The 393-nt window shown below is 65.1% G+C and carries 1 pseudogene; it reads right to left on the bottom strand.

Going from position 1 to position 393, the window contains the following annotated elements:
• A pseudogene (locus Absy_RS11355) lies at positions 1-202 on the bottom strand (MotA/TolQ/ExbB proton channel family protein); the annotation flags it as partial.
• Positions 203-393 lie beyond the last annotated feature (191 nt).

Here is a 393-nt window from a genome sequence, read left to right as displayed (position 1 = left end):
CGGGGGCCGCATCGGCAGGGGCTGCAGCAGCCGGTGCGGGGGCCGGGGCAGCAGCCCCTTCGGCCGGAGCGGGAGCCGGAGCCGTTGCAGCCGGGGCTGCAGCATCCTGCGCAAAGGCGGCAATCGGGGCAGCCGTGCTCAGCAGCACTGCAAGAGCCGGGGCAGCAAGACCTGACACAAAAGAACGGGGCAGTCTGGTCATTTCACTCAAGATCCTCATCAAATGGCCCGGTCTCAATCCCCTGCCGGAGCGGACCGGGCGGTCCGTATTGGTTCGTTATCCAAGGTGGCCGGGCATGAAGCCCGACCGTTTATTCTGCGTCAGTCATCCAGACGGAACTTGATGACATACGTCTTGTTCAGCTCCCGCACGGGCACACCGTTGCGGCTTGC

Source organism: Acetobacter syzygii, assembly GCF_000964225.1.
Classification (GTDB): Bacteria; Pseudomonadota; Alphaproteobacteria; order Acetobacterales; family Acetobacteraceae; genus Acetobacter; species Acetobacter syzygii.
This window is presented reverse-complemented; position numbering and strand designations above follow the sequence as displayed.